This window comes from Streptomyces sp. NPDC056480 (assembly GCF_042795405.1).
In the GTDB taxonomy this organism is placed as follows: Bacteria; Actinomycetota; Actinomycetes; order Streptomycetales; family Streptomycetaceae; genus Streptomyces.
On the sequence record NZ_JBHTSA010000111.1, the window covers coordinates 1 to 25,301 of the forward strand.

General features: G+C 72.3%; 17 protein-coding genes and 1 pseudogene. 5 read left to right on the forward strand and 13 right to left on the reverse strand.

Annotated features, from left to right (window positions below; all coding sequences use genetic code 11):
* Positions 1-197: 197 nt before the first annotated feature.
* The 7 genes from ACFQ79_RS32770 to ACFQ79_RS32800 form a co-directional block, all read right to left on the reverse strand.
* Entirely contained in the window at positions 198-1,505 is a 1,308-nt protein-coding gene (locus tag ACFQ79_RS32770) for a M50 family metallopeptidase (RefSeq protein ID WP_383590187.1), read from the reverse strand.
* Complete coding sequence (gene dxr, locus ACFQ79_RS32775) at positions 1,502-2,752, reverse strand: 1-deoxy-D-xylulose-5-phosphate reductoisomerase (protein ID WP_383590189.1); 1,251 nt, start codon at positions 2,750-2,752, stop codon at positions 1,502-1,504. The genes ACFQ79_RS32770 and dxr overlap by 4 nt, the downstream gene beginning before the upstream one ends.
* Before the next feature lie 34 nt (positions 2,753-2,786).
* A complete protein-coding gene (aroA, locus tag ACFQ79_RS32780; protein ID WP_383590191.1) occupies positions 2,787-4,037 on the reverse strand; it encodes a 3-phosphoshikimate 1-carboxyvinyltransferase in 1,251 nt (416 codons plus the stop codon).
* Positions 4,038-4,177: 140 nt separating this feature from the next.
* Complete coding sequence (locus tag ACFQ79_RS32785; protein WP_383590193.1) at positions 4,178-4,813, reverse strand: PE-PGRS family protein; 636 nt, start codon at positions 4,811-4,813, stop codon at positions 4,178-4,180.
* Positions 4,814-4,985: 172 nt separating this feature from the next.
* A complete protein-coding gene (locus ACFQ79_RS32790; RefSeq protein WP_383590194.1) occupies positions 4,986-6,908 on the reverse strand; it encodes an acyl-CoA dehydrogenase family protein in 1,923 nt (640 codons plus the stop codon).
* 200 nt (positions 6,909-7,108) lie between these two features.
* Entirely contained in the window at positions 7,109-8,554 is a 1,446-nt protein-coding gene (locus tag ACFQ79_RS32795; protein ID WP_055603555.1) for an aldehyde dehydrogenase family protein, read from the reverse strand.
* A 286-nt stretch (positions 8,555-8,840) separates the two neighbouring features.
* Positions 8,841-9,827 (reverse strand): EamA family transporter, encoded by a 987-nt coding sequence (locus ACFQ79_RS32800; protein ID WP_383590196.1) that lies wholly within the window; start codon positions 9,825-9,827, stop codon positions 8,841-8,843.
* Between the two features lie 164 nt (positions 9,828-9,991).
* On the opposite strand from ACFQ79_RS32800, the gene ACFQ79_RS32805 reads away from it, so the two are divergent.
* Positions 9,992-10,186, forward strand: a complete 195-nt coding sequence (locus ACFQ79_RS32805; RefSeq protein WP_383590198.1) for a hypothetical protein — start codon at positions 9,992-9,994, stop codon at positions 10,184-10,186.
* Between the two features lie 315 nt (positions 10,187-10,501).
* On the opposite strand, the gene ACFQ79_RS32810 is transcribed toward ACFQ79_RS32805, so the two are convergent.
* Entirely contained in the window at positions 10,502-12,058 is a 1,557-nt protein-coding gene (locus tag ACFQ79_RS32810; protein ID WP_383590201.1) for a PucR family transcriptional regulator, read from the reverse strand.
* 83 nt (positions 12,059-12,141) lie between these two features.
* Positions 12,142-14,277 (reverse strand): ATP/GTP-binding protein, encoded by a 2,136-nt coding sequence (locus ACFQ79_RS32815; RefSeq protein ID WP_383590202.1) that lies wholly within the window; start codon positions 14,275-14,277, stop codon positions 12,142-12,144.
* A 620-nt stretch (positions 14,278-14,897) separates the two neighbouring features.
* On the opposite strand from ACFQ79_RS32815, the gene gabT reads away from it, so the two are divergent.
* The 4 genes from gabT (at position 14,898) to ACFQ79_RS32835 (ending at position 21,145) form a co-directional block, all read left to right on the forward strand.
* The gene (gene gabT, locus ACFQ79_RS32820) at positions 14,898-16,232 is read left to right on the forward strand and encodes a 4-aminobutyrate--2-oxoglutarate transaminase (protein ID WP_383590204.1); all 1,335 of its coding nucleotides are present in this window, start codon (positions 14,898-14,900) and stop codon (positions 16,230-16,232) included.
* Between the two features lie 387 nt (positions 16,233-16,619).
* On the forward strand, positions 16,620-17,378 hold the full coding sequence (locus tag ACFQ79_RS32825) for a phosphatase PAP2 family protein (protein WP_383590206.1): 759 nt from the start codon (positions 16,620-16,622) through the stop codon (positions 17,376-17,378).
* 19 nt (positions 17,379-17,397) lie between these two features.
* Positions 17,398-19,869, forward strand: coding sequence for an AAA family ATPase (locus ACFQ79_RS32830; RefSeq protein ID WP_383590208.1), 2,472 nt, complete (start codon positions 17,398-17,400; stop codon positions 19,867-19,869).
* Positions 19,853-21,145 carry an McrC family protein gene (locus ACFQ79_RS32835; protein ID WP_383590210.1) on the forward strand — a complete coding sequence of 431 codons (1,293 nt, stop codon included), beginning with the start codon at positions 19,853-19,855 and terminating at the stop codon, positions 21,143-21,145. The genes ACFQ79_RS32830 and ACFQ79_RS32835 overlap by 17 nt, the downstream gene beginning before the upstream one ends.
* Positions 21,146-21,156: 11 nt before the next feature.
* On the opposite strand, the gene ACFQ79_RS32840 is transcribed toward ACFQ79_RS32835, so the two are convergent.
* The 4 genes and pseudogenes from ACFQ79_RS32840 to ACFQ79_RS32855 all read right to left on the reverse strand — a co-directional run.
* Positions 21,157-22,959, reverse strand: a complete 1,803-nt coding sequence (locus ACFQ79_RS32840) for a chitinase (protein WP_383590212.1) — start codon at positions 22,957-22,959, stop codon at positions 21,157-21,159.
* A 162-nt stretch (positions 22,960-23,121) separates the two neighbouring features.
* Positions 23,122-23,592, reverse strand: a complete 471-nt coding sequence (locus ACFQ79_RS32845; RefSeq protein ID WP_383590214.1) for a hypothetical protein — start codon at positions 23,590-23,592, stop codon at positions 23,122-23,124.
* Between the two features lie 142 nt (positions 23,593-23,734).
* Entirely contained in the window at positions 23,735-25,153 is a 1,419-nt protein-coding gene (locus ACFQ79_RS32850) for an NAD(P)/FAD-dependent oxidoreductase (protein ID WP_383590216.1), read from the reverse strand.
* Positions 25,154-25,190: 37 nt separating this feature from the next.
* Positions 25,191-25,301, reverse strand: a pseudogene (locus ACFQ79_RS32855) (ABC transporter permease); the annotation flags it as partial.

The window sequence follows — 25,301 nt, forward strand, 5'->3', positions numbered from 1 at the left end:
CGACGGCCACGCTGCCGACCTGGATCTGGCGGCTCTTGCGCCGCTCGGCGAGCCGGGTCGGGACGGTCGGGATACCGAGAGAAATCGCGGTCATCTTTTGTGCAACCTCAAGGTTGTGCGTCGGCGGGCTCAGGTCTCCGAGGTTACCGCCCCGGGGGCGGGGGGCCGGACACCACCGTGTCCGGCCCCCCTGTGGGCTACGTGATCTTCACCGGGTTGACGAGGTCGGCGGCGAGGACGAGCAGCGTGAAGCAGACGAAGACCCCGGCCACCACGTACGCGGCGGGCATCAGCTTCGCCACGTCGAAGGGGCCCGGGTCGGGGCGCTTGAAGATCCGGGCCGTGTGACGGCGTACGGACTCCCACAGGGCACCCGCGATGTGACCGCCGTCGAGCGGCAGCAGCGGGAGCATGTTGAACAGGAACAGCGACACGTTGAACCCGACGAGCAGGTTCATGAACATCACGAGGATCGTCGTCGGCGGGGCCTCGACGGTCATCAGTTCACCGGTGATGCGGGCGGCGCCGACGACACCGACCGGCGAGTCGTCCGCGCGCTCGCCGTCGCCGAAGGTGGCGTCCCACAGGCCGGGGATCTTGCCCGGGAGGGCGATGACCGAGTGGACGCCGTTCTCCAGGAGGTCGCCCATGCGGTCGGTGGTCTCGCCGAAGCTGAGGGGCGCGACCTCGGTCTTGGAGGCGAAGCCGAGGTAGCCGGCGGCGACGTACCTGACCGGCTGGACGACCTTGCCGTCCTCGTCCTTCGCCAGCACCTTGTTGGCGACGAGGTCGGGGTGCAGCTCGACGCGCTGCCCGGCCCGCTCGACGGTGATCGTCGCGGGGCCGATGGTGTCGCGGATGCGGTCGGAGAGCGTGTCCCAGTCGCCCACCGGCGTGCCGTTGAAGGCGACGATCTTGTCGCCGTCCTTCAGACCGGCCTTGAAGGCCGGTGAGACGGGGTCGCCGGCGGCGCACTTGTCGCGCTTCTCGTCCTGCTCGATCACGCACTTCTGGACGCCCGCGACCTGCGTCGTCTGGCCCTCGATGCCCAGCGTCATCATCGAGCCGAAGAACAGCGCCACCGCCAGGACCAGGTTCATGAACGGTCCGGCGAACATCACGATCACGCGCTTCCACGGCTTGCGCGTGTAGAAGAGCCGGGTCTCGTCGCCGGGCTTGAGCTCCTCGTACGAGGCCTCCCGGGCGTCCTCGATCATCGAGCGCCAGGGCGAGGTGGAACGGGCCTCGATCTTGCCGTCCTCGCCGGGCGGGAACATGCCGATCATGCGGATGTAGCCGCCGGCCGGGATGGCCTTGATGCCGTACTCGGTCTCGCCGCGCCTCTTCGACCAGATCGTGGGGCCGAAGCCGACCATGTACTGCGGCACGCGGATGCCGAAGAGCTTGGCCGTGGAGAGGTGGCCCAGCTCGTGCCAGGCGATGGAGACGAGGAGGCCGAGGGCGAACAGCACGAGGCCCAGGACGTAAAGGAGCATTTCGGTCATGCGCGGGCCTCCGCTGTTGCCTTCGCTGCGAGCTCTCGGGCCCGGGCGCGCGCCCAGGTCTCCGCTTCGAGGACGTCCGGCACGGTGAGGGAGGTTCCCGCGACGGGAACGCCGTGCTCCGCGACGACCGCTGTGACGGTATCCATGATTCCGTTGAACGGCAGCCGTCCGGCGAGAAACGCCTCGACGCACTCCTCGTTGGCCGCGTTGAAGACGGCGGGGGCCGTGCCGCCCAGCTCGCCGACGTGCCGGGCCAGGCCGACCGACGGGAACGCCTCGGTGTCGAGCGGGAAGAACTCCCAGGTGGAGGCCTTGCTCCAGTCGAAGGCGGGGGCCGCGTCCGGGACCCGCTCGGGCCAGCCGATGCCGATGGCGATCGGGCCGCCCATGTCCGGCGGGGTGGCCTGGGCGAGCGTGGAGCCGTCGGTGAACTCGACCATCGAGTGCACGTACGACTGCGGGTGGACGACGACCTCGATGCGGTCGAAGGGGATGTCGTAGAGGAGGTGCGCCTCGATGACCTCCAGGCCCTTGTTGACCAGGGTGGCGCTGTTCACCGTGATCACCGGGCCCATGGCCCAGGTCGGGTGGGCGAGCGCGTCCTCGCGGGTGACGTCGGCGAGCTGCGCGCGCGTCCGGCCGCGGAACGGGCCGCCCGAGGCGGTGACGACCAGCTTGCGGACGTCGGCGCGGGTGCCCGCGGCGAGCGCCTGGAAGAGGGCCGCGTGCTCGGAGTCGACCGGGATGATCTGGCCGGGCTTCGCGAGCGCCTTCACCAGGGGGCCGCCGACGATCAGCGACTCCTTGTTGGCGAGGGCGAGGGTACGGCCGGCCTCGAGGGCGGCCAGGGTCGGCGCGAGGCCGATGGAGCCGGTGATGCCGTTGAGGACGGTGTGGCACGGCGAGGCGGCGAGCGCGGTGGCCGCGTCGGGGCCGGCGAGGACCTCGGGCAGCGGCTCGGAGCCGTACAGCGCCTTCAGGGCCGTACGGAGCTCCTCCACCACGTCCTCGCGGGCCACGGCGACCGCGGCGACCTTCAGCCGGTGCGCCTGCTCGGCGAGCAGCGCGACCCGGCCGCCCGAGGCGGCCAGGGCGGTGACCCGGAAGCGGTCGGGGTTGCGCAGCACCAGGTCGATGGCCTGCGTGCCGATGGACCCGGTCGAGCCGAGGACGACGATGTCCCGGCGTCCTTCGGAGACGTCGAAGGCGATATGGGGGTCGGCGAGAGGAGAGGGGCGGTCGCTCATGCCCCCCATTCTTGCCGCAAACGCCGTGCGGTCTTCACGGGGTGTGGACGAACGTGTCGAAGACCCGGTGGAAGTCGGGGAACGTCTTCTTCACACAGCCGGGGTCGTCGAAGGCGATGCCGGGCGTGCGCAGGGCGGTGACCGCGAACGACATGACGATCCGGTGGTCGCCGTGGGTGGCGATCTCCACGGGTCCGGCAGGCGTTCCCGGGTGGATCTCGATCCAGTCGGGGCCGGTCTCGACGGTGATGCCGAGGCGGCGCAGGTTCTCGGCACAGGCGTCGAGGCGGTCGCACTCCTTGACCCGGGTGTTGGCCACGTCCTCGATGCGGACCGGGCCGTCGGCGAAGGGCGCGATCGCGGCGAGGGTCGGCATGGTGTCGGAGATGTCCCGCATGTTGACCGTGAGGCCGCGCAGGGTGCCGGTGGAGCGGACGGTGGTGCCCGTGGCGGTGACGTCGACGTCGGCACCCATCCGGCGCAGCACGTCGACGAAGCCGAGGTCGCCCTGGAGGGCGCCGGTGCCGAGACCGGGGACGGTGACGGAGCGGCCGGGTTCGAGCGCGGCGGCGGCGAAGAAGTAACTGGCGGTGGAGGCGTCGGGCTCGATGCCATAGGTACGGGCGCGGTAGCCGGTGGGGGCGACGCGGTAGGTACGGCCGCCGTCCCGGCCTCGCTCCTCGCCGATCTCGGCTCCGAAGTCGCGCATCATCGCGAGGGTGATCTCGACGTACGGCTCCGAGACCAGGTCGGTGACGGTGATGTCGAGGCCCTCGGCGGTGAGCGGGCCCAGCATGAGGAGGGCCGTCAGGTACTGCGAGGACTGACCGGCGTCCAGGGTCAGGGCGCCGCCCTTCACGCCGTGGGCGTGGACGTCGAGCGGGTGGTGCCCCTCCTGCCCTCCGTGCCGGAGGTCGACGCCGAGCTCGCGCAGGGCGGTGCTGAGCGGGCCCAGGGGGCGCCGGCGCATCTGGGCGGAGGCGTCGAAGCGGTAGGTGCCGTGGCCGGCGGCGGCGAGGGTGGGCAGGAAGCGGGCGGTGGTGGCGCCGTCACGGCAGTAGACGTCGGCGGAGTCCGCGCCGGGGCCGGCGGGGCGGCCCTCGATGTGCCAGGCGTCGTCCTCACGGCGGACGGTGTACCCGAGGGCGGCCAGCCCCTCGGCGAAGCCCTCGGTGTCGTCGGAGACGAGGGGCCGGAGCAGGGTGGTGGTGCCCTCGGCCGCGGCGGCGAGGAAGAGCGCGCGGGCGGTCACGGACTTGGAGCCGGGGATGTGGATGACGGTCACGGGATCATCCTGCCGTCCCGTCCCGCCGGGTGGACCCGCGTCCCGCATGGCGGAACACCCTGTCCGCGCCGGCCGCCCGGACCGGCCCGGACGCCGCTCCGTCCCGGGGCCGGTCCGGGCGCCCGTCCGGGGATCGGGCTCTAGGAGGAGCGGCCCTCGACCGGGTCGCCCACCTGGACCTCGGCCCAGCGGGCCGGTGCTCCTTCCCGGGCCTCCACGCACAGGTAGAGGCGGCAGGTCACGGCGTCGTCGCTCAGGACGACGAGCTGGCCGAGCCGTCCCGTCGCGGGCAGCGGCGCGAGGGTGTCAGGGGCGTCGGACAGCCGGGGCGAGAGCTCGATCTGGGCGCCTTCCACCGAGCTGAAGACACCGCCCACCTCCGTACCGGACTCGGCGCGGAGGCCGACCTCGCTCCTGCTCGCCGCGATGACTCCGGGGCCGTCCTTGCTCTCCCCGACGACACCCGCGCCGGTCGCCTTCGACACCCCGTGCACACCTTCGCTGAAGAGCGTCTCGCCCCGCACGCCGGTCTCGCCCCGGCCGCGCACTCCGCACGTTGATCCGCTGCCGATCACGCCGATCTCACCGAACCCGGCCACTCCGGGAGAGTGCGTGGACGCCTCCCCGACACCGAGCACGCCCGCGCGCGTCTCCAGCTCCTTCGTCACGTCCCGGGCTGCGGGCCGGGCGTACCCGGCCACGCCGGTCACCCCCAGCCCGACCAGGCCGCCGCTGTCCTCGGAGGTCGTCTCGGCCGTCGCGTCGGTGTCCGCCATCGTGGGTCTCTCTCCTGGTGTCCCGGTGCCCGTGGAACTGCCCCGCCCACGCTAGGAGCGGCCCCGGACCGCGACCACCGGGGCTGCTCCAAGCGGCCGAGCAACGCGCACCGGGCCACGGAGCCGTTCCCTTGTGGACGGCGGGTTGAGACCCCTCCGACGCGGACGGCGGTCAGGGCACGCGGCGGTGGACGTTCTCCTCGGCCGACGGGCCGGGCGTGGCGTCCGCGATCCAGGGGCCGTCGTCGCTCGGGTCGACGACGCCCTCCTCCAGCCAGGTGTACCGGCCGGTGAGCACACCGTCGGCGACGCGCCGGTCGACGTCGTCGGTGTTGGACCAGAGGCGTCCGAAGAGTTCCTCGATCCGCAGCCGGGCCTGCCGGCAGAACGCGTCCGCGAGCTGGTGCGCCTCGCGGCCGTGGTCGCCGTTGGTGCGCAGCAGTTCGGCCCGTACACAGGCCGCGCTCATCGCGAAGAGCTCCGCGCCGATGTCGACGATCCGGCCGAGGAAGGCCTGCTTGAGCTCCATCCGGCCCTGCCAGCGGGACATCGCGTAGAAGGTGGAGCGGGCCAGCTTGCGCGAGGTCCGTTCCACGTAGCGCAGATGTACCGCCAGCTCGCCGAACTCACCGTACGAGCCGGGCAGTTGCCCCGGCCCCGTCACGAGTCCCGGCAGCCAGCGGGCGTAGAAGCCGCCCGCCCGCGCGCCGGCCTTCGCCTTGTCGCCGAGCGACTTCCCGGGGTCGATGAGGTCCCCCGCGACGGAGAGGTGGGCGTCGACGGCCTCGCGGGCGATCAGCAGGTGCATGATCTCGGTCGAGCCCTCGAAGATCCGGTTGATCCGCAGGTCGCGCAGGACCTGCTCGGCGGGGACGGCGCGTTCGCCGCGGGCGGCGAGCGAGTCGGCGGTCTCGTAGCCGCGGCCGCCCCGGATCTGGACGAGTTCGTCGGCGATGAGCCAGGCCATCTCGGAGCCGTACAGCTTCGCGAGGGCGGCCTCGATGCGGATGTCGTTGCGGTCCTCGTCGGCCATCTGGGAGGCGAGGTCGACGACCGCCTCCAGGGCGAACGTGGTGGCCGCGATGAAGGAGATCTTGGTGCCGACGGCCTCGTGCCGGCCGACCGGCCCGCCCCACTGCTCGCGGACGCCCGCCCACTCGCGGGCGATCTTCAGGCACCACTTCCCGGCGCCCGCACAGGCGGCGGGGAGCGAGAGCCGGCCGGTGTTGAGGGTGGTGAGGGCGATCTTGAGGCCGGCGCCCTCGGGGCCGATGCGGTTCTCGGCGGGGACCCGGACGCCGTGGAAGCGGGTGACGCCGTTCTCGAGGCCGCGCAGGCCCATGAAGGCGTTGCGGTGCTCGACGGTGATGCCGGGCGAGCCGGCCTCGACGACGAAGGCGGTGATGCCGCCGGGACGCCCGTCCGAGGCGGGCACGCGCGCCATGACGACGAGCAGGTCGGCGATGACGCCGTTGGTGGTCCAGAGCTTCACGCCGTCGAGGACGTACGTGTCCCCGTCGGGTACGGCCGTGGTGGCCAGCCGCGCCGGATCGGAACCGACGTCCGGCTCGGTCAGCAGGAACGCGGAGATGTCCGTACGGGCCAGCCGGGGCAGGAACGCGTCCTTCTGCTCCTGGGTGCCGAAGAGTTTCAGCGGCTGCGGTACGCCGATCGACTGATGCGCCGAGAGCAGCGCGCCGACCGCCGGGCTCGCGGAGCCGACGAGGGCGAGGGCCCGGTTGTAGTACAGCTGGGTGAGGCCGAGACCGCCGTACTTGCGGTCGATCTTCATGCCGAGCGCGCCGAGCTCCTTCAGCCCGGCGATCGTCTCGTCGGGGATGCGGGCCTCGCGTTCGATGCGGGCGCCGTCGATCCGGGTCTCGCAGAACGCGCGCAGGGTGGCAAGGAAGGCCTCGCCGCGCCGGGCGTCCTCCTCGGCGGGGAGCGGATGGGGATGGACGAGGTCGAGCCGGAACCGGCCGAGGAAGAGCTCCTTGGCGAAGCTGGGCTTGTGCCAGTCCCGCTCACGTGCGGCCTCGGCGGTCTGCCGGGCCTCGTGCGCGGTGACCTTGGGCCGCTGGGTGGGGGCGGACATGGACACCTCCTCGGTCTCACTGTCCGTCGTACCCGATTTCGGCGGGTCCGGACAGGCGGGAGACCGGCCGGAGGTCCCGCCGTACGGCGAAAGGCGGCCCGAACCCCCGCACAGTGGGTTCGGACCGCCTGGTCTCGTGGGCGTGCGCCGTACGGGGTACGGGCTGCGCCGTGCGCCTCGCGCCGTACGCCGTCCTACGACTAGAGGGCGAGGCCCGTCAGGACGAGGACGCGCTCGTAGGTGTAGTCGTCCATCGCGTACTTGACGCCCTCGCGGCCGACGCCGGAGCGCTTGGCACCGCCGTACGGCATCTGGTCGGCGCGGTACGAGGGGACGTCGCCGACGATCACACCGCCGACCTCGAGGGCGCGGTGGGCACGGAAGGCCGCCTGGAGGTCGTGGGTGAAGACACCGGCCTGGAGGCCGAAGTCGGAGTCGTTGACCGCGGCGAAGGCCTCGGCCTCGCCGTCGACCTTCGCGATGGTCAGGACCGGGCCGAAGACCTCGGCGCGGGCCAGCGTGACGTCCGCCGGGAGCTCGGTGAGCACGGTCGGGGCGTAGGTCGCGCCCTCGCGCTTGCCGCCCGCGAGGAGCTTGGCGCCGGCGGCGACGGCCTCGTCCACCCAGGACTCGACGCGCTTGGCGGCGGCCTCGTCGACCAGCGGGCCGACGTCGGTGGCGGCGTCGGACGGGTCACCGGTGACCTGCGCCTCGACGGCGGCGACGATCTTCGGCAGCAGGCGGTCGTGGACGGAGGAGTCGACGATCACGCGCTGGACGGAGATGCAGGACTGGCCGCCCTGGTAGTTGGAGAAGGTGGCGATACGGCTCGCCGCCCAGTCCAGGTCCTCCTCGGAGGACCAGTCGGGGAGGACGACGGCGGCGGCGTTGCCGCCGAGCTCCAGGGTGCAGTGCTTGTGGGGCACCGACTGCTGGATGGCGTAGCCGACCGTGTCGGAGCCGGTGAAGGAGATGACCGGGAGGCGCTCGTCCTTGACGAGGGCGGGCATGCGGTCGTTCGGCACGGTCAGGATCGACCAGGAGCCGGCCGGCAGGTCGGTCTCGGCCAGGATCTCGCCCAGGATCAGGGAGGAGATCGGGGTCGACGGCGCCGGCTTGAGGATGATCGGGGCACCGACGGCGATGGCCGGGGCGACCTTGTGCGCGCTGAGGTTCAGCGGGAAGTTGAACGGCGCGATGCCGAGGACGACACCCTTGGGGATACGGCGGGTGAGCGCGAGGCGGCCCGCGCCACCGGCCTCGGTGTCCAGGCGCTGGGCCTCGCCGGCGTTCCAGCGGCGGGCCTCCTCGGCGGCGAAACGGAAGACGGAGACGGCACGGCCGACCTCGCCGCGGGCCCACTTGATGGGCTTGCCGTTCTCGGCGGAGATCACCAGGGCGATCTCCTCGGTGCGCTCGGCGAGCCGCTTCGACACGTGGTCGAGGGCGGCGGCGCGGACGTGCGCCGGGGTCGCTGCGAACTCGTCGACGACGGCGTGCGCGGCGGCGACGGCCTCCTCGACCTGGGCCTCGGTGGGCACGCTGACCTTGCCGACCAGACGTCCGTCGAAGGAGTTCGTGACGTCGAAGGTGGCCTCGCCGGTGGCCTCGCGGCCGGCGAGCCAGAAGGCGTGGGTGGTCGTCATTGCGTCCCGGCCCTTTCCGTATCGGGGGGTGCGAGCGATTGCTCTCGTGACACGTTAGGGCCGGGGCGGCGGGCGTGGGCTTGTCCGGTGTGGAGTGATGGGTCGGAAACTCTGTCCGAATTGGCCGAAGAGGGGGCGCTGCCTGGCGGGACGGCGGCGGTGAGGAGTCCCTGCACCTGAGGGCGCGGGGCGGACGCTGGGAGGGTGCCGGGAGGACTCCGGGGAGGGTGCGGAAGGGCTCCGGGGGGGCGGGAGGGCTCCGGGGGGGGGTGCGGGAGGGCTCCGGTCAGCCGCGCCGTTCCGTCGAGACGATGAGACAGACACCTCCGACGACGATCGCGCCGCCGAGGACGATGGGCCAGGACAGGGCCTCGTTCAGGACGAGGGCGCCGAGGGCGACGGCGACGACGGGGTTCACGTACGCGTAGGTGGCGACGAGCGAGAGCGGTGCGGCCTGCAGGAGCCACGCGTACGCGGTGAAGGCGATCAGCGAGCCGAAGACGATCAGATAGGCGAGCGCGACCCACGAGCGGGTCGAGATCTCGGCCAGGTCGAGTCCGTGCTGCTCGCCGCGGAACAGGCCGAGGGCGATGCCGCCGAGACCGCCCGCGACCATCTCGTACGCGCTGGCCGTGAAGGGGTTCGGGGGCATCGGGAGGCGCGCGGAGGAGAACGAGCCGACGGACCACAGCAGGGTCGCGACCACGACGAGGACGACCCCGCCGACCTTCACCTCGCCGCTGATCCCCGGCAGGGTGAGCACGGCGAGTCCCACGAGCCCCAGGAGCACTCCGGCCAGCCCGCCGAGGCTCGGCCGCTGCCCGGTGGCGGCCTTCAGGATCACGACCCAGGCCGGGACCACGGAGATCAGGAGGGCGGCCAGGCCGGAGGGTATGGAGGTCTCGGCGAGGACGACGAGGGCGTTGCCGCCGAGGATCAGGAGCAGACCGACGAGCACGGCAGACCCGAGCTGCCGCCGGTCGACCTTGAGGGCGGCGGGACCCTGGCGCCAGGCGATGATCCCGGCGAGGAGCAGCCCGGCGGTGACGAAACGGACACCGGCGGAGAGGAACGGCGGCATCGTCTCGACGGCGATCCGGATGCCGAGGTACGTGGAACCCCAGACGACGTACACGATGCCGAGCGCGGCCCAGACGGCCCCGGTGATCCGGCGGGTCGGCACGGTGGTGGCGGCCGCGGCGGTGGTTGCGGCGGTGGCGGTTGCGGCGGCGCGGGTCGCCTCGGGAGCCGGATCGACGGCGGGGCTTGTCATGAGCAGGAGAGTAGGGAGTAAAAGGCGCGTTGACCAAGAGAATTGCCCGTATTCGGGCAGGCGGGAGCCGATACGCGGGCGCGTGGAGGCCGATTTCGGGGAATGGCAGGATGTCCGGACCCCCCGCGGAAGCGGTGGCGGGAGACGAAGACAGGGGGACTCGCATGATCATGCTCGCGTTGACCGGCGTTCTGGTGCTCGCGGTCGGAGGGTGCGTCTGCGTGGTGTGGGCCGCCCGGGGCGGGCCCCGCTGGGTGCGGGGGGTCGCCGCCGTGACCCTGGCGCTCGGGAGCGCGGTGCGCAGCAGCAACCGGCGCAGGGGCGTCGGGAGCGGGGACGGCGGCGGCGGGGACGACTAGGGGTCCTGCGTCGGAAGGGGCGGAGGCCCCGGGGCGGCGGGGCAGCGGGGCAGCGGGGCAGCGGGGCAGCGGGGCAGCGGGGTGCGCATACGGCACGACGCGCGGCGGGAGACCCACGGCCGCGGGGCCAGCGGCGGCAGACCTACGACCACGGGGACACGGGACCACGGGGGGGGCCGCTGGGGAGACCGGGACCACGGGGACACGGGGACACGGGGACCACGAGGTCCACAGGAACCACGGGGGCCACGGGGACCACGGGGGACCACAGGGACCACCGGGGTCCACAGGGGGTCCTCTCTCCGCTCGCTCCCGCTACTCCGCGCCGCCCTCCCCCGTCGCCTTCAGCGCGAGCCACAGCTCCATCCGTACGTCCGGGTCGTCGAGCGAGCGGCCGAGGATCTCCTCCACCCGCCGCATCCGGTAGCGCAGGGTGTGCCGGTGGACGCCCAGGTCGGCCGCGGCCGCGTCCCACTGGCCGTGCCGGGAGAGCCAGGCGCGCAGCGAGGCGACGAGGTCGCCGCGGCCCGTCGCGTCGTGGTCCCGCAAGGCGCGGAGCATCCCGTCGGCGAAGGCGCGGACGGCGTCGTCGGCGAGGAGCGGCAGGACCGAGCCCGCTGCCAGGTCCTCGTGCTCGACGAGCGCCTTGCCGCGCCGCCGCGCCACCGAGAGGGCCTGTTCCGCCTGCTTGTACGCGGCGGCGGCGGTGATCGGACCGGCGGGGGCCGAGAGGCCGATGGTGAGGCCGGCGTCCTCGGCGTCCCGCTCGGCGTACCCCTCGCAGGCGGCGACGACCGCACCCGCGTCGGCGGCGAGGACGACGAGCCGCTGCTCGCTCTCGGGGACGGTGAGCACGGCCTCACCCGCGCGCGCGGCCGCCGACTCCAGCGCCTCGGCGAGGACGTGCAGCGCAGGTTCGCCGGTGGGGTCGCCACCGGCGGGTTCGGCGACGAGGAGCCGGAAGGGGGCGTCGAGCAGCCCGCCGTACACATCACCGGCCACCGCGCGCGCGTGGTCCGGCTGACCGGCGAGCATCATCTTCAGGACCGCTGCGCCGAGCCGCTGTTCGGCGGCCTGGAGCGAGCGGGAGCGTTCCGTCGTGAGGGTGAGCAGGGCGATCGCCGAGTGCACGGCGTACCGCTCGGCCGTCCCCAGGGGCGCGCCGGTGCCGACCGCGAGGGCGCCGCGGACGCGCCGTCCGGTGCCGAGCGACTGGAGCTCGACGCGGTCGTCCGAACCGCCGACGACGGCGCTGGCGGGCGCGGGCCGGTCGCGCAACCGCTCGACGTCGGGGGTGAGACGGGCGGCCCGGCGCGCAGCCCAGTCGGGCGAGACGGCGACGACGGTGCCGGAGGTGTCGTAGAGCGCGGCCCAGCCGTCGACGTGCGCGGCGAGCCGGGCGACGACGGCCTCGGGGCCCTCGGCGAGCGCGGCGCGGGTCAGCTCGCGCTGGGCCTCGAAGCCGGCGGTGACGGCACGGTACTGGTCGGCGGAGATGGCAGCGGACACGGCCTTGCTGATGGCGAGGAAGGGCGTCCTGCGCGGTACTTCGAGGAGGGGCAGGTGCTCGTCGCGGGCGGCGTCGAGCAGCGCGGACGGGATCTCGTCGTAGTTGACGCCGACGGCGAAGCCGAGCCCCACGACCCCCGCGCCGAGCAGCCGCCGCACGTAGCGGCGCATCGCCTCCAGGTCCTCGGCGTCGAGGGTGAGCGCGGTGGTGAGGAGGAGCTCGCCGCCCTCCATGTACGGGACGGGGTCGGCGAGCTCGCTGACGTGCGCCCAGCGGACAGGGGTGTCCAGACGGTCCTCCCCCGCCCGGACGACGAGCTTCAGGGAGGAGTGCTGGACGAGGGAGGCGAGGGTGGGCGGCATTGGGGACCGTCGGACCTTTGAGCGAGGGGGCGCCGCTCAGCCGAGCGGCGCCCCCGATTGTGCCAGGGCGGCGGGGTGGCCGCTCAGCCGCGCAGGTCCACGAGCATGGGCGGCACCTGCTCGCCGCCCACGTGACTCAGAGAGAGGACGGCATGGCCGGGAGGAACCGCGTGGGCGAGGTCCGAGGCGGACCAGCGCTGCCGCTCCACCTCTCGTACGGTGACGGCCTCGGTGGTTACGGCCTTGCCCGTCACCAGCTTGCGCAGGGCGTGAATGGCCCTGGTCATCGGCTGATCGGCGAAGACGGTGTGATGGGCCACCTCAGTCGTCTCGACGCGTTCCGTGCCCCACGCCTCGGCGAAGGCCCTCCCGTCCCAGGTGGGGAGACCCGAGAAGGCCATCCGGCAGCCGACGATCGCGAGGAGCGGGCCGTGCAGCGACTCGGGCACCTCTGCGAGGGTGCGAAGGGCCAGCACGACACCCGCGTTCTGCGTGCGCAGCCGCTGGAGGGCCCGCAGTGTGCCGGGCGTGACCGCGCCCGCAGCGTCGTCGAGCACCAGACACGCAAAGTTCCCCCGCCCCGCACCTCCCCGTGTGATGTGCTGGAACTGGGCGAGCAACAGTCGATTGAGCAGGCGCTCCGCCTCCTCGTGGCCACCTTCCGGCAGGCTGACCCTCACCCGAATCGGATGCTGGGCGACGGCCCGCAGAGAGAAGGACCTCGCCCCTTCCCCTCCACCGAAGAACTCCGCGAAAGCGGGCCGGTCGAGGGCCGCAAGTCGGTCGGCAAGCACGGGGCCCAGGTCGTTCGTCGTGCCGACCTGGCGGAGTCGGGACTCCAGCTCGCGGCGCATCGCCTGCGCGCCGTCGGCCGGCAACAGGTCGAGCAGCTCCCGCAGGGTCTCGGGGCGGGCCTCGAGCAGTTCCCGCAGGACGGGCACCGTCGGGAAGCGCCCGTATGCGCCCCTGTACGGGCCGAGGATCTGGGCGAGTACGGTCGCGGCTCGTCGCGTCTCCATGCCCTCCATGTCACCGACCAGACCTTCTGCCAGGCATGCGGCGGCCTCGTCGGGGTCCGTGGCTCCGGCGTACAGGTCCAGGTCGTACCGGGAGGCAGGGTCACCGAGTCGGATCACCACGTCATACGCCTCGTCGGGACCGAGCCGCGTCCCGGCCGAGCCGACAGCGACGACGGCGCAGGCACCGGTGAGGGCCTGGAGGCACAGTGACTCGACCACGGGCGCGACCAGGGAGCGGGTCTTGCCCGCTCCGGAAGGGCCCACCGCCAGGAGAGAGGTGCCGAGGAGCTCGGGATCAAGTGCGAGACCCGCTCCTTGGTAGTCACGTGAACCACGCTCGGTGGCCACCCACCTGCCCACACGGACCTGTCCCACGAGCAGGTCGTGGGAAGCCGAACGGTTCGGCAGATCGCGTTCGCCCGACGGGTGCGCGTCGGCAGCGGCGCCCTGGCGGAGGAGCGCATCGACGAAGGCGGCCCGGCGCACGGCGTTCCGATCTCCGGCAGTCCAGATGCGGCGCACCCGTGCGCAGTCGACGTCGTTCATCCGCCCGGCGGCCAGTTCGACCGTGAGCATGTCCGCGGCTCGGTACTCACCCGCGGCACGCAGCTCGGGCCATTGCGAGCGAGGAGTCCCCGGGCTGCTCGGCGGGGTGGGGGCCGGGGCACCGCCGGGAGCGCCACCGGAGCGCCATTGCCGGAAAAGGCTCTCCCAGTCGCCGACCCGCGCGCACGGCCAGACGACCAGCGCCGCGCTCAGTGCGTACACGGCGTAGATGACGAAAGGCGACCCGGCGATGGTCCAGCCGCCGGTGACAAGGGCGATGAGGTAGAGGATCGGGTTGACGACCGGTACCGCCGACCAACCGAGGTGGAGGGCCTCGGGCAGGACGGCCGCCAGACCGATGACGGCACCCACGCCTGCGAGCGCGGCGCGCACCGGCGGACGGCGCCGATCGAGGTAGTGGCGGATGATCTTGCCCCAGGAGCCGAGGGCGCCGACCACCCACACGAGGCCGAAGAAGACGACAGCGTCGAAGATCGTGTGAACTGCGACGCCTTGCCAGTCCTTCGCGGTGGCGCCAAGCCCGCTCCACCAGTCGTTCGGGGTGAAGGTCCGCATCACAACGGCCGCATACGGCAGATTGTCGTTGCGATAGGCCAACCAGATGAACAGTGCGACCAGCAGGGGAACCATCATCCCGAGCAGGGTGATGGGCCTGATGCGCGTGACCTCCGCGGGCGGCGGAACGTACCGAAGCCGCCAGACACCGAGAGCCACCTTCGGACGCGGCGCGTCCAGCCACTCGGCGACGGGTGAGGAAGCCGGCGCCACGGCCTGCTCCGGAGCCCTGGACGGCAGAGGCGGGACGCTCGGCGGCGGCGGGGGTGCGGCTCCTGGGCCGACCCTTCGAGCGGGAGGCACCTCGGGGGTGGGTGCCCCCACCGGCGGCCTTGCCGACCGCGGCACCGCGCCCCCCTTGGTGTCGCGTGACTCGTACGTGCCGTCGGTCTCCATGAACCCCTGCCCCCTGACCAGCCAGGTCGCCGCGTCTGTGCCACCGTCAATCTAGTGGGCCCGGGGCTCACGGGAGGAGATTCGACCGCCCGTACGGCCGAGACCCCGGCCGGAGTCCTCCGAGCCCCGGTCACGACACGCCCCAAGGCCTCCCCTTGACCCCGTCCCCGCCCCGCCCTATCCATCCCGGACAACGACACACCCCCCACCACTCCCGATCGGCGCATGCCCCCGCCCCTCCCCCGCGCCTAGCCTGCGGAGGAAACCCGCAAGTGCGTCCAGAACACCCCCAGGAGCCCCGCATGAACGCTGTCCCGCAGGAGCGGCGCATCGTCACCGCCATCCCCGGTCCGAAGTCGCAGGAGCTTCAGGCCCGCCGCCTCGACACGGTCGCCGGTGGCGTGGGCTCCACGCTCCCCGTCTTCACCAAGCGGGCCGGTGGCGGCATCATCGAGGACGTCGACGGCAACCGCCTGATCGACTTCGGCTCCGGCATCGCCGTGACCTCGGTCGGCGCCTCCGCCGAGGCCGTCGTGCGCCGCGCCTCCGCGCAGCTCCAGGACTTCACCCACACCTGTTTCATGGTCACGCCGTACGAGGGTTACGTGGAGGTCTGCGAGGCCCTCGCCGAGCTGACCCCGGGCGACCACGCCAAGAAGTCCGCGCTGTTCAACTCCGGCGCCGAGGCCGTCGAGAACGCGGTCAAGATCGCCCGTTCGTACACCAAGCGCCAGGCCGTCGTCGTCTTCGACCACGGCTACCACGGCCGTACGAACCTCACGATGGCGCTGACCTCGAAGAACATGCCGTACAAGCAGGGCTTCGGTCCGTTCGCTCCCGAGGTCTACCGCGTGCCGGTGGCCTACGGCTACCGCTGGCCCACCGGTCCGGAGAACTGCGGTCCCGAGGCCGCCGCCCAGGCGATCGACAACATCACCAAGCAGATCGGCGCCGACAACGTCGCCGCGATCATCATCGAGCCGGTCCTCGGCGAGGGCGGCTTCATCGAGCCGGCCAAGGGCTTCCTGCCGGCGATCGTGAAGTTCGCCAACGACAACGGCATCGTCTTCGTCGCCGACGAGATCCAGTCCGGCTTCTGCCGTACCGGCCAGTGGTTCGCGTGCGAGGACGAGGGCATCGTCCCGGACCTCATCACGACCGCCAAGGGCATCGCGGGCGGTCTGCCGCTCGCCGCCGTCACCGGCCGCGCCGAGATCATGGACTCCGTGCACGGCGGCGGCCTGGGCGGCACCTACGGCGGCAACCCGGTGGCCTGCGCCGGCGCGCTGGGCTCCATCGAGACGATGAAGGAGCTCGACCTCAACGCCAAGGCCCGGCGCATCGAGGAGGTCATGAAGGCCCGCCTCACCGCCATGCAGGAGAAGTTCCCGGCCATCGGCGACATCCGCGGCCGCGGCGCCATGATCGCCATCGAGCTGGTCAAGGACCGCGAGACCAAGGAGCCGTACGCGGAGGCCGCCGCCGCGCTGGCGAAGGCCTGCCACGCCGAGGGCGTGCTGGTCCTGACCTGCGGCACCTACGGCAACGTGCTGCGCTTCCTGCCGCCGCTGGTCATCGGCGAGGACCTGCTGAACGAGGGCCTCGACGTCATCGAGAACGCGTTCGCCCAGATCTGAGGGCGGATCCCTGAGGGCGGATCCCCGACAGCGGATCTCCCGAGAGCCGATCCGAGATGCCGCGTCGAAGGCGGCTCCGAGGGTGGTCCGCGGGTGGTCTGAGGGTGGCCTGAAGGCAGCCCGCCGGCAGGTCTGACAGCGGGCCCGACAGTCGATCCGGCTGTCGGGCCCGCCGCAGGTCCGGACCGGGTCCGGCCCGGGTCCGGACACGAGTCCGGATGGTCGGATCCGAGTTCGGGTCCGGCCTCCGATCCGGCGCGGATCCGCCTCGGTCCGCCCCGGATCCGCCCCGGATCTGACACTCCGTGTGAAGACTGTGTGGGGGGCCCATGGCGGGACGCGTTTCCTGCTGTCGGTCACCCCTTCTCTGACGTACGGTTTCTGCAGATGAGAGAAACACCCCGGGCGGAGCCTCCCCAGCCCCGCCCACACCGTGCCGTCGCGCACACACCTGGAGCCTCGTGCTCCGGAACTCCTCACCGATCGGACGGCCGCCCGCCCCACACCCCCCGGGGCGAGCGGCGATCCGATCCTCTCGGCCGCTCTGGAACCACCCCCCCTGTTCCAGGGCGGCCGGCTCTCTTCTCGGCGCTCGTCGCCCTCGCCGTCGTGACCTGGCAGGTGCTCGTCCACGGCCCCTTGGCCAGGCTCGACGAGCGGGTGTCCCGGGCCCTGGTGGACTCGGTCCCCCGGCCCCTCTCCGAACTCGCCGCCGACCTCGGCAACATGACCGTCGCCCTCCCCGTCCTCGCCTGCGCGATGGCGTACGCGGTGTGGCGCGGCCGCCGGCTCGCCGCGCTGTACGCGGGTCTCGCCATGGCCGCCGTACCGCTGCTCGTGATCCCCCTCAAGGAGTGGACGGCCCGCCCCGGCCCGCTGGAGCCCTGGGCGCACGGCTACTACCCCTCGGGTCACACGGCCACGGCGATGGTCGCCTACTTCGGCGCGGCCTTCCTGGTCTCGAACCGTCTGATCCCCGTCGCCGCCGTGCTCACGGCGGCGACCGGAACAGGGCTGATCCTGCGGGGATTTCACTGGCCGCTGGACGTCCTGGCCTCGCTCGCCCTCTGTCTTCCGCTGCTGCGCTGGCCCGTCCTCGCCGCACGGTACGGTCGTCCTGACCGCGCGGGGGGCGCGCGGGAGTGAGGCTCCCAGGGGGACACGGATGGCGGACAACGGCACGCGCTTCTCGGTCACGTTCGACGGGCGTGCGCACGAGCTGAACCCCTCGGGCGGGCAGATCGTCCTCCCGGTCCACGGTTCCAGGATCCACCACGATCCCGGCTGCGGCCATCTCACCGACTCGCACCACCTCGGCCGGCATCCCGACGAGGACGGTCTGACCTGGCGCCGGCTGCTCGACGCCGAGGACCCCGCCGCCTGGTCCGCGTCCGCCGGCCTGGTGAACGGCCGTGGCAGGCCCCTGACGGGTGTCTGTTCCTGCGCTCTGCGGCCCGTCACGGCCGACCACGCCGACGGACTGCCGTACTGGCCGCTCGACGAGGCCCTCGACGCGTTCGACGTCGAGCGGCACCGGGCGGCCCTCGACGCCGCGGACCGACGGGCCGAGGAGATCCGCCGGGACTTCCCCCTGGAGGCCTGGCCCGAACTGCCGCTGGAGCGCTATGCCCTCGGCGTCCACAAGAGCCGCCCGGATCTCCCCCCGCCGTACTGTCACGCCCTCGAGTACGGCAGCGGCGAGTTGGGCAGCATCACGGGCGGATCCGCCAAGAAGCACCTCATCTACTGCCAGGACGGCGGCCGCTGGTGGCACGACTCGGGCTATCCCGATGCCGCCACGGCATGGAGCGCGGTGCGCCGGGGCATCGTCGAGGCGGTGACGGCGGCCCGTGAGGGCCGGGTCCGGGACATCGACGACATCGCCGCCGTCCGGGCGGCCAACACCCTGATCGCCAAGACGCTGCGGGTCTACGCGCCGGACGCGATCGTCCCGGTGTACGCGGACAGCTACACCCGGCACTACACGGCCATGCTGTCGGAGGACGTACCGACGCGGATGCGCCCCTTCGCCCGCAAGGAGTACCTGCGCTGGCTGGTGGGGCAGCACCCCCGGCTGAAGGACTGGCCGCCCCACCTCGTCTACCGCTTCCTCGCGTGGTGGGCTCCGCCGCGGGTGGCGCCGAGGGTGTTCGCGGTGGGCATCCACCCCGGTGGCGAGCTGGACCTGGACTGCCTCACGGAGGGCTACGCGGCCGTCGGCTTCGACGAACTCGGCGATCTGCACGACTTCGCCGACAAGGAGGAGTTCACCAGGGCCGTACAGGGCCGGTTCCCGCCGCAGGACGCGCGGAACGCGGCCGACGTCTGGCGGCTCCTGGAGATGCGGCCCGGCGACCGGGTCGTCGGGCACGCGGCCGCCGACCGGGTCTTCGCGGTCGGCCGCGTCACCGGGGACGGCTACTCCTGGCAGCCCTCCCGGCCGGACCGCCGGCACACCGTCGCGGTGGAGTGGGACTCCTCCTTCCACATGGATCTCGACCGTCCGGTCCCGGGGTGGGGGCCGGACCGGATCGCCGAGGTCAAGCCCGCCTTCTGGACAAAGCTCAAACAGCTGCGCGCCGACCGGCTGAAGACGCAGGAGCCGCAGGAACCGGACTCCGGCGTCGCCGAGGCCGCCGCGGATGCCGAGGACCTCCCCGTCCTCCAGCCCCTCGACCCCGAACTCCGGCGCCTCGACGACGCGCTGACCCGCCGTGGCCAGGCCGTCCTGTACGGCCCGCCGAGCACCGGGAAGACGTATCAGGCCCTGCGCTACGCCGTGCAGCGGCTCGGCGCCCTGTCCGACGACCTCCCGGGCGTCGCCCCCTGGGCCGAGCCGGAGAGCGCCGAGTACCGCGCGACCCTGAAGGCCCTCCAGGACGCCGGCCGGCTCACCCTCGTCACCTTCCACCCGAGTTACGGGTACGAGGACTTCGTCGAGGGACTGAGGCCGGTGAAGGGGCAGGCCGGGCTGGCCCTCGAAGCTCGCCCCGGTGTCTTCAAGCGGGTCTGCGAGCAGGCGGCGGATGACCCCGACCACACCTATCTCGTGATCGTCGACGAGTTCAACCGCGGCAACGTGCCGAAGGTGCTCGGTGAGCTGATCACCGTCCTGGAGAAGGACAAGCGCGGGCTGTCCGTCACGCTCCCGCTGAGCGAGCGGCCGTTCGCCGTGCCGCGCAACGTTCTGCTGCTCGGCACCATGAACACCGCCGACCGGTCCATCCGGATGCTCGACTCCGCGATACGCCGTCGCTTCGCCTTCGTGGAACTGCTTCCGGACCCGAAGCCGCTGCGCGGGTTCAACGTCGACCAGCTCGACCTCGGCGTGTTCCTGGAGGCGCTCAACGCCCGCGTCCGCAGGATGCTCGACCGCGAGAAGCAGATCGGTCACGCCTTCCTGATGCCGGGCGGCGAACCGGTGGCGACGGCGGCGGAGCTGGCCGCGATCGTCCGGGACGAGATCATGCCGCTGCTGCAGGAGTACGCGTACGACGACTACGGGCTGCTGACCTCGTTCCTCGGCGAGGCCGTCGTCGACCCCGTGAACCACTGTCTGCGCGAGCTCGACGACGAGTCGCTGGTGTACGCGCTGCACTCCGAGCTCAGGGCCGAAGCCGATGCCGAACCCGCCTGAGCACGCGCCGCACGTCCTGCGGGAGTACGGGCACCGGGTCGTCCCGGGCGTCCGGCTGTCGGACGCCGACCGGCGCCTGGTCGAGGGCGGCGCGCTCGACGGGCGGCTGCGCGTACGGGAGCTGCGGGGCGACAGGCTCGAGGTGACCGCGGGGCCGTACGTCGGGGTCGTCCGGCTCGACGGCTGCGAGCTGCACGTCCTGCCGAAGTATCTGGGCGGGGACCTCGACGTGCTGCGGATGCTCGACTACGCCTGGGGCGGGACGGGAGCGGCCCTTCCGCTCGGGCAGGACTTCAGCGGCGGCCCGCCCCATCTGCGGGACCTGGTCGCCCTGATGGTGACCGAGCACGCCGAGCGGCTGCTGCGCCACGGGGTGCGGAGCGACTACCTCACGCGGGAGGAGGATCTGTCCGTCGTGCGCGGCCGCCTGCTGCCGGACCGGCAGCTCGTCCACCACCACGGCCGGCTGGACCGGCTGGCCTGCCGGTTCGACGAGCACGACGCCGACATCCTCGACAACCGGATCTGCGCCCACGCGGTCGAGCGGGCGGCCCGCACGGCGCGCTCCCCCGAGGTGCGGAGCCGGGCCAGGCGCGCGGCGGCGCGCTTCGCCGCCTACGCCCCGGGTCCGCTGGGGGATCTCCGCACCGCGGTGTCGCAGCCCGCCTACCACCGCCACAACGAGCACTACCGGCCCGCCCACCTCTGGTCGCGGCTGCTGCTCTCGGGCGGCGGGATCGAGGACCTGTTCACGGCCGGTGCGCTGGCCTCGCGGGCCTTCCTCATCGACATGAACCAGCTGTTCGAGGCCTTCGTGACGCGTCTGCTGACGGAGGGCGCCGCTGCCGCCGGGATGCGCGCCGACGCGCAGTCGCGGCAGCGGCGGGTGCTCTTCGACGAGGTCACGGGTGCGCCGTACTCCGAGGTGCGGCCGGACGTGCTGGTCTCCGGCATCCGGGACGGCGGCCCCTTCCGGCTGCCCGTCGACGTGAAGTACAAGCTCTACGACCAGCGGAAGCTCTCGACGCAGGATCTGTACCAGGCGTTCCTGTACGCCCATGCGCTGTCCGGCGACGGTGTCGGGCGCTGCTCGCTGGTACACCCGGGGGACGCCGGTTCCGCCGGGGCGACGGTGTCGGTCCGGGGTGCGGACGGCTCGGTGTCCGCGGTCGTGCGGGCCGTGCCGGTGGATCTGCGGGCGGTCCTCGAGGGGCTGGCCGGGCCGGAGCCCGCTACGGCTCCGGCCCGGGTGTTCGGTGAGGTGGTACGGGGCTGATCAGGCCGTGGTCAGCTCCAGTTGTACGCGTCGAAGTTGTTCGAGAACTGCCACTGGTTGTAGCGGTCCCAGTTGATCGACCAGGTCATCAGGCCGCGCAGGGCCGGCCAGGTGCCGTGGGTCTGGTAGGTGCCGCAGTTGGTCTTCTTCGTCAGGCAGTCCAGGGCCTTGTTCACCTCGGCCGGGGTCGTGTGGCCGTTGCCCGCCTGGGTGGAGGCCGGGAGGCCGATCGCGACCTGCTCGGGACGGAGGGCCGGGAAGACGCGGTCGGTGTTGCCCGCGACCGGGAAGCCGGTGAGCAGCATGTCGGTCATCGCGATGTGGAAGTCGGCGCCGCCCATCGAGTGGTACTGGTTGTCGAGGCCCATGATGGAGCCCGAGTTGTAGTCCTGGACGTGCAGCAGGGTGAGGTCGTCGCGCAGGGCGTGGATGACCGGCAGGTAGGCGCCGGCGCGCGGGTCCTGGCCGCCCCAGGGGCCGGAGCCGTAGTACTGGTAGCCGAGCTGGACGAAGAAGGTCTCGGGGGCCATGGTCAGGACGAAGTTCTGGCCGTACTTGGCCTTGAGTGTCTTGACCGCCTGGATCAGGTTGACGATGACCGGGCTGGTCGGGTTCCGGAAGTCGGTGTCGCCGGTCTGGAGGGACAGCGAGTGGCCCTCGAAGTCGATGTCGAGGCCGTCGAGGCCGTACTCGTCGATGATCTTCGAGACGGAGGAGACGAACGTGTCACGGGCGGCGGTGGTGGAGAGCTGCACCTGGCCGTTCTGGCCGCCGATCGAGATCAGGACCTTCTTGCCGGCGGCCTGCTTGGCCTTGACGGCCGCCTTGAAGTCGGCGACCGACTCGACGTTCGGGCACTCCGTCACCGGGCACAGGCTGAAGCGGATGTCGCCCGAGGTCACCGAGGTCGGCTCGCCGAAGGCGAGGTTGATGACGTCCCAGGAGGCGGGGACGTCGGCCATCCGGGTGTAGCCGGAGCCGTTGGCGAAGCTGGCGTGGAGGTAGCCGACGAGGGCGTGCGCGGGCAGGCCGGGGTTGCCCGGGTTGCCGCCGCTGGTCGTCGTCGCGCTCACGGCGGCCGACTTCGGGGACTCGCCCGCGCTGTTCACGGCGCTGACCTGGAAGGTGTACGCGGTGGAGGCGGTGAGTCCGGTGACGGTGGCCGAGGTGCCGCCGACCGTCTGGACCTTGGTGGTCCCCCGGTAGACGTTGTACGAGGTGGCGCCGGAGACCGCGGTCCAGGTCAGCGGCACGGTGGTGGAGGTCGGGGAGCCGGCCGCGAGGCCGGTGGGGGCGGCCGGGAGCTGCACCGGGTCGCCGCCGGGGCCGTAGAGGGAGAGGTCGTCGGCCTGGTAGGCGGGGGTGCCGTACCAGCCGTGGGTGTAGATCGTGACCGAGGTCGTCGAGGCGCCTGTCGTGAACGTGGTCGCGAGCCGCTGCCAGTCGGGGGCGGAGCCGGTCCAGGTGGAGACGTCGGTGGTGCCCGTACCGGTGGCGCCGAGGTAGACGTAGCTGCCGCGCACCCAACCGCTCAGCGTGTAAGAGGAGTTGGGCTTGACGGTGACGGTCTGGGAGCAGCGGGCGTTGTCGCTGCCGGCCGGGGTCGCCTGGAGTGCCTTCGTACCGCTGTGGGTGGGGGTGGAGATGACGGCGCCGCTGCCGGCGGTGCAGGTCCAGCCGTCGAGGCCGGCCTCGAAGCCGCCGTTGCGGGCGAGTTCGGCGTCGGCGGCCTGGGCGGTGGGGCCGAGTGCGGCGAGTCCTCCGGCGGCGAGGACGCCCGCGAGGAGCAGGGTGAGAGGTCTGGCGCGGTCCACAACTGCCTCCGGGGGTGGGGGAATCGAGGTGGGAGCGCGCCACAGCATGGTCCAGACCAATCGAGTGGTCAAGACCTCTGTACCCGGCGTCCGCACGGCGGACGAACCGGTCCGCCCACCGTACGAATCCCCTCCTCCCGGTCCCGCACCGGCCGCGCCCGGCTACGGCGTTCCCCCCGCCCGCCCGATCTGGCCCGCCGCCTCGTGCATCGCCAGCTCCAGGAGCGAGGCGTCGGTGAGGGTGCCCGCGCCGTCCGGCGCCACCAGCCAGCGCACCCCGCCGGTCGCCCGGCCCGGGTACGGGACCACGATCCAGGTCCCGGCGCCCGCGCCGCGCACCCCGGTGCCGAGCCAGCGGGTCGCGGTGCCCGGCGGGACGAAGAAGCCCATGCGGGCGTCGCCGAAGTCGGCGAGGACCGGACCCGGCCGGCCCACCAGGCGGGTCAGGACGTCGAGGGTGGGGTAGCCGAGCTCCGCCGGCAGGATCAGGACGTCCCAGCGCCTGCCGGCGGGCAGCAGCGCGACCCCGTGCGGGTTGCGCTCCCACTCCCACCGGCAGGCATCGGGATCGGGTGCGACCGAAACCAGCCACTCCACCGCGCTCTTGGCGCCCGAGGCCCCCGTACCAGTCATCGCAACGGTCTCCTTCCGTGTGGACACGGTGTCCGTACGGAGAGAGCGATTCGGGCGGCTGCTCTTACGCGGTTTCAGCTACCCATCAGTTGTGATGTAGGCCACATGGGGTCGCATCGGAAGGCCCTGCGGCGCAGGAGTCTCAGCTGTCGAAGCCGAGGCCCATCCTGTCCATCGCCTTCAGCCACAGGTTCCGGCGGCCGCCGTTCTCGTCGGCGCGTGCCATCGCCCACTTGGTGATGCCGATGCCGGCCCAGGCGACCGGCTCGGGCGGGAACGGCAGCGGCTTGCGACGGACCATCTCGAGCCCGGTGCGCTCGGTCCGCTCCCCCGCGAGCAGGTCCAGCATCACGTCGCCGCCGAAGCGGGTGGCGCCGACACCGAGGCCGGTGAACCCGGCCGCGTACGCCACCTTGCCCTGGTACGCCGTGCCGAAGAAGGCCGAGAAGCGGGAGCAGGTGTCGATCGCGCCGCCCCAGGCGTGGCTGAAGCGGAGCCCCTCCAGCTGCGGGAAGCAGCGGAAGAAGTGCTCGGCGAGCTTGAGGTAGGTCTCCGGACGGTGGTCCATCTCGGCGCTGACCTTGCCGCCGAAGGGGTAGATCGCGTCGTAGCCGCCCCAGAGGATGCGGTGGTCGGCGGTGATCCGGAAGTAGTGGAACTGGTTGGCGGAGTCGCCGAGTCCCTGCCGGTTCTTCCAGCCGACGGAGGCGAGCTGCTCGGGGCTGAGCGGCTCGGTCATCAGGGCGTAGTCGTAGACCGGGACGGTGTACGCGCGCACCCGCTTGACCAGCGACGGGAAGACGTTGGTGCCGAGGGCGACCCGGCGGGCGAGGACGCGGCCGTACGGGGTGCGGACGCCCATGCCGGCTCCGGCGGAGACGAGGTCGAGGCCGGGGGTGTTCTCGTAGATCCGTACGCCCAGCTCCATGCAGGCCCTCTTGAGGCCCCAGGCCAGCTTGGCCGGGTTCAGCATGGCGACGCCGCGGCGGTCCCAGAGGCCGCCGAGGAAGGTCGGCGAGTCGACCTCGGCCCGGACGGCGTCCCGGTCGAGGAGTTCCAGGCCGTCCGCGAGGCCGAGCCGGTCGATCTCCTCGTACATCTCGTGGAGTTCGTCGAGCTGGTACGGCTCGGTGGCGACGTCGATCTCGCCGGTGCGCTCGAAGTCGCAGTCCAGGGAGTAGCGGGCGACCGCCTCCTCGATGCCGTCGAGGTTGCGCTCGCCGAGCTCCTCCAGCTTCGGCAGCTCGCCCGGCCAGCGGGCGAGCCCGTTGCCGAAGCCGTGCGTGAGGGAGGCGGCGCAGAAGCCTCCGTTGCGGCCCGAGGCGGCCCAGCCCACCTCGCGGCCTTCGATCAGTACGACATCCCGGGCGGGGTCGCGCTCCTTGGCGAGGAGCGCGGTCCACAGTCCGCTGTAGCCGCCGCCGACGACGAGGAGATCGCACTTCTCGGTGCCGGTGAGGGCGGGCAGGGCGCCGGGCTTGCCGGGGTCTTCCAGCCAGAAGGGGACGGGCTGGGCGTCGGAGAGAGATTGTGCAGCGAGACGCATGGCGACTGGGGCCATGGTTTCCAACTCCTTCGGTGCCTGAGCTGCGTATTGCTCAGGCCGTTGCTGTTTTCTTGCGCCGGTTCGTAATGATTTGCCCGGCCACGACCACCAGTACCGCGAGGACGAACATCGCGGTGCCGATGACGTTGATCTGAACGGGGGT